Source organism: Halanaerobium sp. ST460_2HS_T2 (assembly GCF_003337665.1).
GTDB classification, from domain to species: Bacteria; Bacillota; Halanaerobiia; order Halanaerobiales; family Halanaerobiaceae; genus Halanaerobium; species Halanaerobium kushneri.
This window is the reverse complement of the sequence record NZ_QPJF01000008.1, coordinates 69823-81927: the sequence shown is the minus strand read 5'-3', so window position 1 is coordinate 81927 and position 12105 is coordinate 69823. Positions and strand designations below refer to the sequence as shown.

Below are 12105 nucleotides of genomic sequence, written 5' to 3'. Positions count from 1 at the left end.
TTCCTCACCTTTGTTTTACTAACTACATTTTCCGGGGGAGGGAGGTGAGGAAAGTTTTAATTAATCAGTATTTTTTACAATAAACTTAATTGGATACAGAGGTGAAATTATGTTAACAAATATTAAAAAGATTACATTTATTTTATTAATAATTATCGTTCTTTCCTCAACAGCAGTAATTGCCTTTGATGATGGTAGTTTTTACGCTGAACAAAAAGAGACAGCAACAACAATTATTGGCGATTTAAAACCTGAAATTAGAGTTTTTGATGATGGAGATTTAGAAAGAAATTTAAGTGGTAACCTTGATATAAGTTATCCTGGCAATAAACACAGTTTTCAACTTATAACTGATTTTCAGATTGGGGCTGCTAAAGAAATTGAATTTAACGAATTAAACTATCAGTATTTTGGCAATAAATACAGTTTATTGCTGGGAAAACACAGAGTAATCTGGGGCAAAGGAGATCAACTTCATGTTTTAGATAATATAAATCCGGAAGACTTAAGTGATTTTTATAACCCTGATTATAAAGATCGTCAGATTGGGGAAGAAATGATTAAAATTGATAGATATTTTAGAAATGGCAATGCCAATCTTGAGTTTATCTACACGCCAGATTTTGAGGGGCACCGGCTGGCAGAAGATCCTGATAGTCCACTCGGCAACTGGATAATCAATCCTTTTGCTGATAAGATTTCAATCTCTGCACTTAAGTCAGCTACTAACTACAGTGAAACAGAAATTATTAGGCAGGTAGAAGCTGCAGTTAAAGAGGAAGAGCAGCAGTTTGGTCTGCGCTTTACTGATACCAGAGGTGGTACAGATTATGGCTTCAGCTACTACCACGGATATTTAAGAGAACCAAGTTATGATCCTGCGGCATTTAATACAGGTTCAAATCCATTTACAAATAACCCGGCGCAAAATAGAGATATATTTAGTCAGCTACTGGATGCTGCTGATCTTCACTATGATCAGGTTGATGTTTTTGGTTTTGAAATGGCCCGAGTGATTGCCAGTATTAATAGTCGCTTTGAACTGGCATATTATAATACAGATGACAGTTCAGGTAATGATCCAACAATTAGAAATAATAAAGTTGCCTGGGTTATTGGTGGAGACAGAGATCTACCAATCAGTAATTTAAATCTAAATATTCAATTTACAGGTGAGAAAATTTTAGATGACAGCCAGATTGAGGCCAATAATGCTGCAGATTTACAGTATAATCAAGATGGAGATTATTTGACAAATAGAGCTGTAGTTAAACTGGAAGACAGCTATCAAAATGAAAAAATAATACCTCAAATCACCTGGGTTTATAACTTAAGTGATCATGATTATTCTCTGGAAAATGCAGTAGAATATGAGTTAAAACAGGATTTGGTAATGAAATTTTCTCATAAAATATTTAATGGAGATCAAAATACTGATTTTGGTCAGTTTGATGATAATGATTTCAGTTCAATTTCTTTACATTATAGTTTTTAATTAAAAAGTTAAGTTTTAATTCCCTATAGTTAATTAAAAAGGCTAAAATTTCTGCCTAAATGGAGTAATTTTAGCCTCATAGTATTTAATCAAGAAAAATTATTGATAAAAGAATTTTCAGAAGTGTAAAGTAGTTGACATTTAGCAACTGGCTGGGTATAATAGTTTTGTGAACTTTTTACAAATAATTTTAATAAAGTTGAATAGCAGGAGGTGAATGTTTAAATGGCTCATGTAATTGCAGATGGTTGTATTATGTGTGGTGCCTGTGCACCAGAATGCCCTGTAGAATGTATCAGTGAAGGTGATACAAAATATGAAATTGATGCTGACGAATGCATCGACTGTGCAGCCTGTGTATCTGTTTGTCCAGTAGATGTTATCAGCCAGGCATAAGTTTATAAATTTTTGAAAAAACCGGGGGTATTCTCCGGTCTTTTTCATTTTAAAAAATCAAAATTTTAATTTTATTTAAAAAAGAAGCTAGAAATTAAGCAGGATTTAATTCTCTTTTAGAGAAATATACATAAAGGTAGATTATAACTATTAAATTAAGGAGATGAGCTTTGGATGCGGGAATTAAAGAAAATTGATCCGGAAATAGCAGAAATTATTTCAGAAGAAGAGAAGAGACAGGCTCAAAATATTGAATTAATTGCTTCAGAGAATTTTGTTAGTTCTGCTGTGATGGAGGCAGCTGGTTCTGTTTTAACAAACAAATATGCAGAAGGTTATCCTCATAAAAGATATTATGGTGGCTGTGAGGTAATTGATAAGGCAGAAGAACTGGCGATAAAAAGAGCAAAAGAATTATTTGGTGCTGAACATGCTAATGTACAGCCTCATTCTGGTTCACAGGCAAATCAGGCAGTTTATTTTTCTCAGGTTCCAAAAGGTGGCACAATACTGGCAATGGATCTTACTCACGGTGGCCATTTAACCCACGGTAGTCCTGTTAATATGTCAGGTAAGTATTATGATTTTATTCACTATGGTGTAACCAGAGAAAAAGAAATTATTGATTATGATCAGGTAAGAGCTCTTGCTGAAAAACATCAACCTGATTTAATTGTAGCCGGTGCCAGTGCCTATCCCAGAGTCATTAACTTTAAAACATTTAAAGAAATTGCCGATTCGGTTGGCGCATTATTTATGGTGGATATGGCCCATATTGCCGGTTTAATAGCAGCTGGATTACATCCCAACCCAGTAGAAACTGCAGACTTTGTTACAACCACTACTCATAAAACTTTAAGAGGAACCAGGGGTGGTATGATTCTCTGCAAGGAAAAATATGCAAAAGATATTGATAAAGCAATTTTCCCTGGACTGCAGGGAGGTCCGCTGATGCATATTATTGCTGCTAAAGCAGTTTCTTTTAAAGAAGCACTGACAGATGATTTTATGGAATATCAGCAGCAAATTATAGATAATGCACATACACTGGCAGAAGAATTAAAGGGTTATGGAATGAGACTGGTTTCTGGCGGCACAGATAATCATATGATGCTGGTTGATTTAAATAATATGGAAATCACGGGTAAAGAAGCAGAAGAAGCCTTAGATAAAGTTGGAATTACAGTAAATAAAAACACAATTCCATTTGAGACCAAAAGTCCTTTTGTTACCAGTGGAATTAGAATTGGAACCCCGGCAGTTACAACTAGGGGTATGAAAGAAAAAGATATGAAAAAAATCGCAGAATTTATCTTTGATGCTTTAAAAAATCTTGAAAATGAAGACAAATTAAAAGAAATGAAAAAAGAGGTTCATGCTTTTTCTGCTCAGTTTATGGAGTAGATTATATATAAGCTAATAATTAATGGGCCGGGGAAACCCGGTCATTTTTTTAGAATATAAGAATATAAGAAAAGGTGATATTATGGATATTAAAATGATAGTATTTGATCTGGATGGAACTTTACTGGATATTGATCATCAGCTGCATAATAAAACAATTGAGGCAGTTAAAATGATTAGAAATAAGGGGATTAGAACTCTGGTTGCAACCGGTAGAATGTATTGTTCTGCTAAACCACATACTGATAAACTGGAGATTGTAGATCCTATAATTACATATAATGGTGCGCTGGTGGTTGATCCTTCAACCCAGAAAGAGATTTTCCACGCCCCAATACCTTTCGAAATTGCTAAAAAAATCACAAAAATGGTTGTCGAAAACAATTATCATCTGCAGCTATATATTGATGATAAGCTCTATGTGGCAGAGGAAAATAAATTTACAGATCGTTACGAAGAGATTTCTGGAATTAAAGCCAATGCTGTTGGTCGTCTGGATGATTTTCTTGAGGCTGAACCTACCAAAATGTTAATAATCGAAGAGGATGAAGATAAGCAGGTTGAGATTAATCATTTTTTAAATGAAAATTTTGCTGAAGAGATTGAACTTTCTTCGTCCTATCCCTCTTTTATTGAAATAACAAAAAAAGATATGTCTAAAGCAGTTCCGGTTAAGAAACTGGCAGCAGATTTCAATATTAAACAGGAAGAAATTATGGCTTTTGGAGATGGTTTAAATGATCTTAAAATGATCGAATGGGTAGGTAAAGGTGTGGCTATGCAGAATGCACATCCCGAATTGCAGGAACATGCTGATGATACTGCACCAGATCACGATGAGCTGGGAATAGCTCGCTATTTAAAACAACATTTTAAACTTGATCTTGATTTAAATAATTAGGCTGCTCCTTAGATTATGCATTTTCCAACTATTTATGTTATAATTTAAGATAGTGATTAACTTTAATATTGGTTGCAATTTGGAGGGATTTATTTGGAAATTTTTTCGATTTTAAAATCAACATTTAAAGATTTTTATGAAGACTTATTTAAACTGGTATTGCTTAGTGTGGCCTGGTTTGTAATAAGTTCAGTACTTTTATTTGCTGTTTTTATTGGGCTGACCAGTGGCTGGTATTTAATACTTTTGTTACCCTTAGTTTTTTTGGGACCAGTATTTTTGACTTCACTTTATGGGACCAGTCAGATTTTAGAAGAGGGAAGTATTGCTCTTAAAGCACTTTTTTCATATTTTAAAAATAATTTTTGGCGTGGATTTTTAGTTTTTTTAATCTCGGTTATTTTATATATAATTTTTGTGGTTGATCTACGCTTCTTTTTGTTAAAAGGACAGGAAAATATATGGCTTTTGGCTTTTGCTTTTTTATTTGCCTATTTATTGATCTATTTTTCAATTTATCAGGCTTATTTATGGGGACTTTTAATTATTCAGGGTGAGAGACCATTAAAGGACATTTTTAAAAATGCAGTAATTCTCAGTCTGGATAACATTATATTTTCACTGCTCTGGTTTCTGGCAATTTTCTTAATTAGTGTAATTTTATTTGTTACAGGTATTGGTCTGCCAGCTGGATTTATTGGGATTATTGGTATTCTGATTCTTCAGGGAACAAAAGAAATGCTGGCAAAATATTAAAATATAAATTTAAGCTATAAATTGAGAGGGGAATAATTAATGAAAGAATATTATTTGGGTCTTGATCTTGGTGGAACAAAAATTTTAACAGGTCTTGCTGATAGTGAAGGAAAGATAATTACTAGATCACGCAGAGATACAGAAGCTGATTTAGGTGAAGATAAAATAATAGAAAATATGATAGCAACTATAGAGGATGTATTAGAAGAGTCAGATGTTAGCAAAGATCAGATTATAACTCTGGGTATTGGCAGTCCGGGCCCGCTTGATTCGAAAAAAGGGATTATAATTGAAAATGCAAACCTCCCCTGGAAAAATGTGCCTCTGGTTGAAAGAATGGAGTCGGCGCTGGGGATTAAAACCCTACTGCAGAATGATGCTAATGCTGCTGCTCTGGGTGAAAAATGGTTTGGAGCAGGGAGAAATGTTGAAAATATGGTCTACATAACTATCTCTACCGGTATAGGTGGGGGAGCTATTATTAATAAAGAGTTATTTACAGGGGTTAATGATAATGCCTGTGAAATTGGACATACAGTTATTGATCCTAATGGTCCACTCTGTGGCTGTGGAAACCACGGTTGTCTGGAAGCTTTTTCTTCTGGTACATCGATCGGTAAGAGAGCTAAAGAAGCAGCGGCAGCTGGTGAGAGCAAAGAAATGCTGGAACTGGCAGATAATATAGTTGAAGATATTGATGCAGTAATCTGTGCCCAGGCTGCTTATCAGGGAGATCAGGTGGCTAGAGATATCTTTAAAAATGCAGGTTATCATCTTGGAATTGGACTCGGTAATGTTGTAAATACTTTTAATACAGAGATGATAATTCTCGGTGGTGGAGTTATGAAGGCTTCCGATTTATTTTTAGATGAAGCAATAAAGACTATGGAGGATATTGCTCTGGCGGGTTCTCTGGAGATGGTTACAGTTAAGGAAGCTGAACTTGGATCTGATATTGGTTTGATGGGAGCTATAGCTGTAGCAATGGAAGATAGGTTAGTAAAAAATGATTGATGAAGATAAAGTATTAGTTCTTGATATTTTTAATCGTTTTGATCTTGAAATTAAAGCCGGACGCTCTGGCATTAAAAGAGAGGTTAAAGTAAGTGATATTAAGAGACCAGGAATTGAGCTTGCAGGTTTCTGGAAGCACTTTGTCCCCGAGCGGGTTAATTTGATAGGAAGAACCGAATTGTCTTTTTTGCGGGGGCTTGATGAAAAAATATTAAAAAAAAGAATTGAAGAATATGTAGACTATAATCCAGTCTGTATTATAGTTGCCAGAGGAGAGCATATTCCCGATTATTTACTGGAAAAAGCAAATCAAAATGGTATTCCAGTTCTTTCCACAGAAATTTCGACAACCAGATTTAGCAGTATGCTTTTAAACTATCTGGAAGAAAAATTGGCGCCTGTTAAGGTTATTCATGGTGTCTTAGTAGATATTTATGGTATTGGTGTTTTAATTAGAGGCCAGAGCGGAATTGGTAAAAGTGAGACTGCTATCGAACTGGTTAAAAGAGGACATCGTCTGGTTGCTGATGATATTATTGAAATTAAAAAAATTGGTGAGCTGCGACTTAGTGGTACTGCTCCCAGTAATTCGCGCTACTTTCTTGAAATGAGAGGTATTGGTATTATAAATGTAAAAACTCTGTTTGGGGCTGGAGCAGTAAAACATGACTCTCCAATTAATTTAACCATTAAATTAGAAAAATGGGAAGAGGGAGAGGAATATGAAAGACTTGGTATTGACAGTCGTAAAACAGAAATTATGGATCTTGAAATTGATGAAATAGTGATTCCAGTCAAACCAGGGAGAAATCTGGCTCTAGTTTTAGAGGTTGCAGCTATGAATTATAGAATGAAATCAATGGGCTATAATGCTGCAGTTGATTTTACAGAGAATATAATGAAAAGATAAAGAATGCTTCTGGCAGAGGTGTAAAAATGGTTTTAAAAAAAATCAAAGATAAGAGAAAAAAACTAATCATATTATTCATTATCTGTCTTTTTATTTTTACTGCAGCAGTTAACGCAGAAAATTATAATGTAATATTTAATCATCTCGATGCCGCTGGCGATGACTATGGGCCGGGAAATTATCTTTATCCTCAGAATCATATATTTCAAAACAAAGGTAATCTTTTTGATCTTCAGTCGATGACTATTTTTGAATCTAAAAGCGAATATAAAATTCGCTTTTCTTTTTCTAATTTAACTGATCCCTGGGGGGCAAAATACGGTTTTTCTTTACCATTATTAGAAATATACATAGATAATAATTCTACTGGCAGTAATCAACTTTTTCACAGTGGGGCTGGTGTTAGTTTTGATCCTGATTTTAACTGGAATAAATTTATTAAAATTAGCGGCTGGTGGATAAGAGCTTTTAATCCGGACAGTCAGAAAGAAAATCTTTTAAATATAAACGAGTTATCTCTTAATGAGCCAGGAGTAAATAATAATTTTAGTTTAAATAAGAAAGATAATGATATTTTTTTGATACTGCCAAAAAGCGAAATAAAATCACTGGATAACAGCAAGATAGTTGTTATGGTAGGAAGTTTTGATCCATTTGGTTATGATCATTTTCGTTCACTATCAAAAAGCAAAAGTTACTGGCAGATTTATTCTGGAAATGAGATACCTCTGACTAAAGCACCCAGAGTTCTTGATATACTGGTTCCCGGGGGGAGTAGTCAAAAAGAGATATTAAAGGGTGAATTACCAGCAATACCATATCTTGAGATTGATACTGATATTGCTGCTGTTGAGCCGACAATAATAGATTATTTAAAACCGATCAATAAAATTTCTGTTTCCATTCTTTTGTTTTACATATTTTTATTAATTTTTGTAATTTATAGGTTTAAATATCATAATTAAATTTAAATTTTTAAGAGGTGAAATAATGACAGCCGAGCCAATGAATTATGCCAGGAAAATCTTAAAAAAGGTATCTCGAAGTTTTGCTTTAACAATCCCTATGCTTGATGATCAAATAAAAGATGAGGTTCTTCTGGCCTATCTGCAGGATAGGATACTTGATAATTTTGAAGATGAAATTTATCCTCCCGATCTTAAATTACAGAAGGATCTGATGGATCGAGTCAGCAGAATTTTTTCGCCGGTAGTTTATGACCGCAGTTCTGATTTTGAAATTATTAAAAAAAACAGCAGCTTAATTGAGGATTCATCACTGCAGGAATTAACCAGAAATATTGATTTAGTCTATCAGGGTTATCAGAGTTTAGAACCTAAAATTCAGCAGGTTTCTCACAAATGGCTGCAGGAAATGAATCAGGGAATGCAAAAATACTTAAAAAAAGAAGTCGAAACCTTTGCCGAATTAGATGAATACTGTTATTATGTTGCAGGTACAGTTGGTGGTTTTTTGACTGAAACTATAATTTATAAATTTGAGATTGATCAACAGAACCAGAAGCTTCTAATGGATAATTTTAATCAGGCGGGGCTTTTTCTGCAGAAAGTAAATTTGATTAGAGATATTAGAGAAGATTTAGAAAGTAGAGATAAGCATTTTTGGCCGCTCAAAGATTTGGGGATTAGTGAGGCAGAACTGGCAGATCCAGAATGTAGGGAGCAGGCTATGCAGGCTCTGGAGCAGATGCTTTTAGATTTAAAAAACCATATTCCGGCTTTAAAAAAATATTATCAGGCACTGCCGGAGGAGCTTAAAGGCTATAAAAAGTTTTTTGCAGTTAATAATGCCCTTGGGCTTGCAACTCTAGATAAGCTGAATAATAATCCGGAAGTATTTTATGGAGATAAACCTGTTAAAACTTCTAAATTGACTTTTTTAAATATTATGCGGTCTCCTGAAAAATATTTTTTTAAGCATGCAGCTCGGATAAAGGATTAGCTGCTTTGATTTATTTTGCTGAGAAAGGAGAAAAAATGTAATGGATTTTTTACTGATTACTGGTATGTCTGGAGCGGGAAAGTCTCTTGCCTTAAATTATTTTGAGGATAGGGGATATTTCTGTGTGGATAACCTTCCGCCAGCTTTAATTTCCAAATTTGCGGAATTATGTCTGCAGTCTGATCTGGATAAGATTGCTCTGGTTAGTGATATTAGAGGGCGAGAATTTTTTACCGAATTATTCGAAGAACTGGCTAAGATAGAGGATATGAATTTAAATTATAATATTCTTTTTCTGGAGGCTTCTGATGATGTTTTAATTAGAAGATATAAAGAGAGTAGAAGACGTCATCCTCTGGATGAAGAGGGAAGAATTCTGGATGCTATTGAAAGAGAAAGAAAAATGTTAGAAGAACTCCGGGGTAGAGCAACAAAGATTATTGATACCGGGGAATTGAAGAGTTCAGAATTACAGGAGGAATTAAATCAATTATTTTTGGGAGAAGAAGATAAAAATTTACTACATTTAAGTTTAATATCTTTTGGTTTTAAATATGGAATACCACGCGATGCAGATTTAGTAATGGATGTAAGATTTTTGCCCAACCCTTATTATGTTGAGTCTTTAAGAGAGCAAACGGGTAATGATCAGGAAGTTCAGAATTATGTTTTAAAATGGCCATTAACAGATAAGTTTTACAGTAAATTTTTTGATTTAATTGATTTTTTACTACCTGAATATAAAAAAGAGGGAAAGAGTCATCTTTCGATTGCAATTGGCTGTACTGGTGGCAAGCACCGCTCAGTTACTACAGTTAATAAGTTAGCGGAATTTTTAAAGGATAAAGATTTTAATATAAATATTGAACATCGGGATATCGAAAAATAAGGAAGTGTAATTATGAACCTGCCAAAATGGTTTTTTCCCGGTCTGGGTGTTAAGCGGTGGTTTTTAGTTATTATATTTGCATTTATTTTAATTAGTATTGGAATAACTCCTTTATTTGGTTTTGACATAAGTGTCTATGTTACAAATCAGCTGCTTTTAATGCTCAACAATATATTTGGTCATCAGGCCGGTTTTGTGCTTAAATTGACTGCTTTGTTTATGATTTTAAGTGGGATTAGTTTGACTTATTATTCTCTGCTAAAAATCAAATCAGAATTTAATACCCATATAACTCCTAATGGAGAAATTCTTGATTTATTATATGAAAAAAGAAGGTCAAATAAGGGACCAGAAATTGTTGCTTTTGGTGGTGGTACCGGTTTATCAAATCTCCTGCGGGGCCTGAAAAAAAATAGTGACAATCTGACAGCAGTCGTCACAGTGGCTGATGATGGTGGTAGTTCAGGTCGTTTAAGAGATGAAATGGGTATTTTACCACCTGGAGATATTCGTAACTGCCTGGTTGCACTGGCTGATAGAGAACCTTTAATGGAGAAATTATTTCAACACCGCTTTGAATCTGAAGGTGGGCTTGAAGGTCACAGCTTTGGTAATTTATATATTGCTGCTATGACTGAGGTTTTAGGAGATTTTGAGGAAGCAGTTAGAGCTTCCAGCAAAGTTCTGGCTATTAGGGGTAAAGTTCTACCTGCTACTAACGAAGATATTAAATTGGGGGCAGTTTATCACGATCAGGAAGAAAGAATGGGCGAATCTGCTATTCCAGTCTATGATAAAGAAATCAATAAAGTTTTTTTGTATCCTGAAAATGCAAGTACTACTCCAGAAGTAAAAGAGTCAATCCAAAAAGCAGATGTAATAGTGATTGGCCCGGGTAGTCTTTATACCAGTATTTTGCCCAATTTGCTGGTGAAAGGAATTACAGAAGAAATTAAAAATAGTAGTGCCTTAAAACTATATATCTGTAATGTGATGACTCAGCCTGGAGAAACCGATGGTTATACAGCAGCTGATCATGCTCGAGCAATCATTGATCACTGTGGTAGTGGAGTTTTTGACTATATTGTTGTCAACAATCGTCAGGGTACAGCTAAACTGAGAAAGAAATATGAAGCAGAAGGTGCTTACCCAGTTAAGATAGATCATCAGCAGTTAGAGAAACTGGGAGTAAAGGTTATTGAAGCTGATCTCTTAAAAAAAGACAGCTATCTGCGCCATGATCCGGATGCACTGGCAGAACTTATTTATGATTTAAATAAGAAATATAATTAACAACAGGAGATTACAAACTAATTTCATTAATTAAGATTTAAAAGGTGATAAAAATGTCTTTTACTGATCAGGTTAAGGAAGAATTAACACATAAAGATAAATATGATTACTCTGAGCAGCTGGCCGAACTGGCGGCTCTAATCAGGATAGATGGGTCGATTCAAATCTCAAATAAACATCTGGCTGTTAAGATTACTCTTTATCATGGTAATTTAGCCCGCAGAATTTATTCCCTGATTAAGGAGCGGTTTGGTTTCAGTATCGAGATCAGAGTCAGACAGGATAAAAGATTTAATTTAAGCCATAGTTACGATATTATTGTTACACCACAGCCAGGTGTGAGAGAATTTCTACTGGAACTGGGATTTCTAACCCCGGATAATAGTTTAGTTTTTCACATTAAAGATGAATATTTGAATTCTCGCCAATTATCTCAGGCTTATTTACGCGGTTTATTTTTAGGTGGGGGATCAGTTAATAAACCTCAGAGCGAATATCACCTTGAATTTCGCTGTGAGCGTGAAAGTGTAGCTGAAGATTTGAAAATTTTACTGGCTAAATTTGAATTAGAAGCTCATCAGACTCAACACAAGGGTTATCATGTAATTTATTTTAAGAGCTATGCTGAAGTAGTTAAGATTTTAAATATTATTGGAGCTCATCAGGCAATGCTTAAAATGGAAAATGATCATATTGTTAAAGAGTTAAAAAATGATGTTAATCGGCGGGTGAATTTTGAAACTGCAAATTTAGAGAAATCTGTTTCTGCAGCTATGGATCAGCTGGAGTATATAGATATTATAGAGCGCAAAGAAGGGTTGGAGTCATTGAGCCCCGGTCTGCAGGAAATGGCTGAGGTTAGAAGAGAAAATCCTTATGCCTCTTTAAAAGAGCTGGGTGAAATTTTAGATCTCAGTAAATCGGGAGTTAATCATCGTTTGCGAAGAATTAAAAAAATTGCCCAAAATTTAACTTGAAATTATCTCAGGAGATGATATAATACATTTGGAAGTTAAAAATAAATCAAACTTGCTGCTGATTTAAAAATCAGCTTTGTTTTTGGCTGTATCGGGACAATTATGTTC

Annotated in this window: 12 protein-coding genes; all 12 read left to right on the top strand. The window is 34.4% G+C overall.

Translation table 11 applies throughout. The features are described 5' to 3' along the window. The first annotated feature begins 109 nt into the window (after positions 1 to 109). The gene (locus DFR80_RS05485; protein WP_076544408.1) at positions 110 to 1495 is read left to right on the top strand and encodes a hypothetical protein; all 1386 of its coding nucleotides are present in this window, start codon (positions 110 to 112) and stop codon (positions 1493 to 1495) included. A 225-nt stretch (positions 1496 to 1720) separates the two neighbouring features. Continuing rightward, positions 1721 to 1891 (top strand): DUF362 domain-containing protein, encoded by a 171-nt coding sequence (locus DFR80_RS05480; protein WP_076544407.1) that lies wholly within the window; start codon positions 1721 to 1723, stop codon positions 1889 to 1891. Between the two features lie 174 nt (positions 1892 to 2065). Next, on the top strand, positions 2066 to 3295 hold the full coding sequence (gene glyA, locus DFR80_RS05475) for a serine hydroxymethyltransferase (protein ID WP_076544406.1): 1230 nt from the start codon (positions 2066 to 2068) through the stop codon (positions 3293 to 3295). Between the two features lie 82 nt (positions 3296 to 3377). Next, positions 3378 to 4196: a Cof-type HAD-IIB family hydrolase gene (locus DFR80_RS05470; RefSeq protein ID WP_076544480.1), complete on the top strand. Its 819-nt coding sequence runs from the start codon at positions 3378 to 3380 to the stop codon at positions 4194 to 4196. Between the two features lie 93 nt (positions 4197 to 4289). Beyond that, positions 4290 to 4952, top strand: coding sequence for a hypothetical protein (locus tag DFR80_RS05465; protein WP_076544405.1), 663 nt, complete (start codon positions 4290 to 4292; stop codon positions 4950 to 4952). A gap of 39 nt (positions 4953 to 4991) precedes the next feature. Then, a complete protein-coding gene (locus DFR80_RS05460) occupies positions 4992 to 5966 on the top strand; it encodes an ROK family protein (RefSeq protein WP_076544404.1) in 975 nt (324 codons plus the stop codon). Continuing rightward, the gene (hprK, locus tag DFR80_RS05455) at positions 5959 to 6876 is read left to right on the top strand and encodes an HPr(Ser) kinase/phosphatase (protein ID WP_076544403.1); all 918 of its coding nucleotides are present in this window, start codon (positions 5959 to 5961) and stop codon (positions 6874 to 6876) included. Before DFR80_RS05460 ends, hprK begins: the two co-directional genes overlap by 8 nt. 26 nt (positions 6877 to 6902) lie before the next feature. Then, positions 6903 to 7841: a glucodextranase DOMON-like domain-containing protein gene (locus DFR80_RS05450; protein ID WP_114489412.1), complete on the top strand. Its 939-nt coding sequence runs from the start codon at positions 6903 to 6905 to the stop codon at positions 7839 to 7841. 25 nt (positions 7842 to 7866) lie between these two features. Beyond that, complete coding sequence (locus DFR80_RS05445; RefSeq protein ID WP_114489411.1) at positions 7867 to 8838, top strand: squalene/phytoene synthase family protein; 972 nt, start codon at positions 7867 to 7869, stop codon at positions 8836 to 8838. A 40-nt stretch (positions 8839 to 8878) separates the two neighbouring features. Further along, positions 8879 to 9727: an RNase adapter RapZ gene (rapZ, locus tag DFR80_RS05440; protein WP_076544400.1), complete on the top strand. Its 849-nt coding sequence runs from the start codon at positions 8879 to 8881 to the stop codon at positions 9725 to 9727. Between the two features lie 12 nt (positions 9728 to 9739). Further along, on the top strand, positions 9740 to 11020 hold the full coding sequence (gene yvcK / locus DFR80_RS05435; RefSeq protein WP_076544399.1) for a gluconeogenesis factor YvcK family protein: 1281 nt from the start codon (positions 9740 to 9742) through the stop codon (positions 11018 to 11020). Positions 11021 to 11073: 53 nt separating this feature from the next. Continuing rightward, a complete protein-coding gene (gene whiA, locus DFR80_RS05430; protein ID WP_114489410.1) occupies positions 11074 to 11997 on the top strand; it encodes a DNA-binding protein WhiA in 924 nt (307 codons plus the stop codon). Positions 11998 to 12105: the final 108 nt, after the last annotated feature.

What these genes read in the sequence shown, in the direction of transcription:
- DFR80_RS05450 (WP_114489412.1), top strand. Translation starts at nt 6,903, where the DNA reads ATGGTTTTAAAAAAAATCAAAGATAAGAGAAAAAAACTAATCATATTA.
- glyA (WP_076544406.1), top strand. Translation starts at nt 2,066, where the DNA reads ATGCGGGAATTAAAGAAAATTGATCCGGAAATAGCAGAAATTATTTCA.
- rapZ (WP_076544400.1), top strand. Translation starts at nt 8,879, where the DNA reads ATGGATTTTTTACTGATTACTGGTATGTCTGGAGCGGGAAAGTCTCTT.
- yvcK (WP_076544399.1), top strand. Translation starts at nt 9,740, where the DNA reads ATGAACCTGCCAAAATGGTTTTTTCCCGGTCTGGGTGTTAAGCGGTGG.
- whiA (WP_114489410.1), top strand. Translation starts at nt 11,074, where the DNA reads ATGTCTTTTACTGATCAGGTTAAGGAAGAATTAACACATAAAGATAAA.
- DFR80_RS05460 (WP_076544404.1), top strand. Translation starts at nt 4,992, where the DNA reads ATGAAAGAATATTATTTGGGTCTTGATCTTGGTGGAACAAAAATTTTA.
- DFR80_RS05445 (WP_114489411.1), top strand. Translation starts at nt 7,867, where the DNA reads ATGACAGCCGAGCCAATGAATTATGCCAGGAAAATCTTAAAAAAGGTA.
- hprK (WP_076544403.1), top strand. Translation starts at nt 5,959, where the DNA reads ATGATTGATGAAGATAAAGTATTAGTTCTTGATATTTTTAATCGTTTT.
- DFR80_RS05485 (WP_076544408.1), top strand. Translation starts at nt 110, where the DNA reads ATGTTAACAAATATTAAAAAGATTACATTTATTTTATTAATAATTATC.
- DFR80_RS05470 (WP_076544480.1), top strand. Translation starts at nt 3,378, where the DNA reads ATGGATATTAAAATGATAGTATTTGATCTGGATGGAACTTTACTGGAT.
- DFR80_RS05480 (WP_076544407.1), top strand. Translation starts at nt 1,721, where the DNA reads ATGGCTCATGTAATTGCAGATGGTTGTATTATGTGTGGTGCCTGTGCA.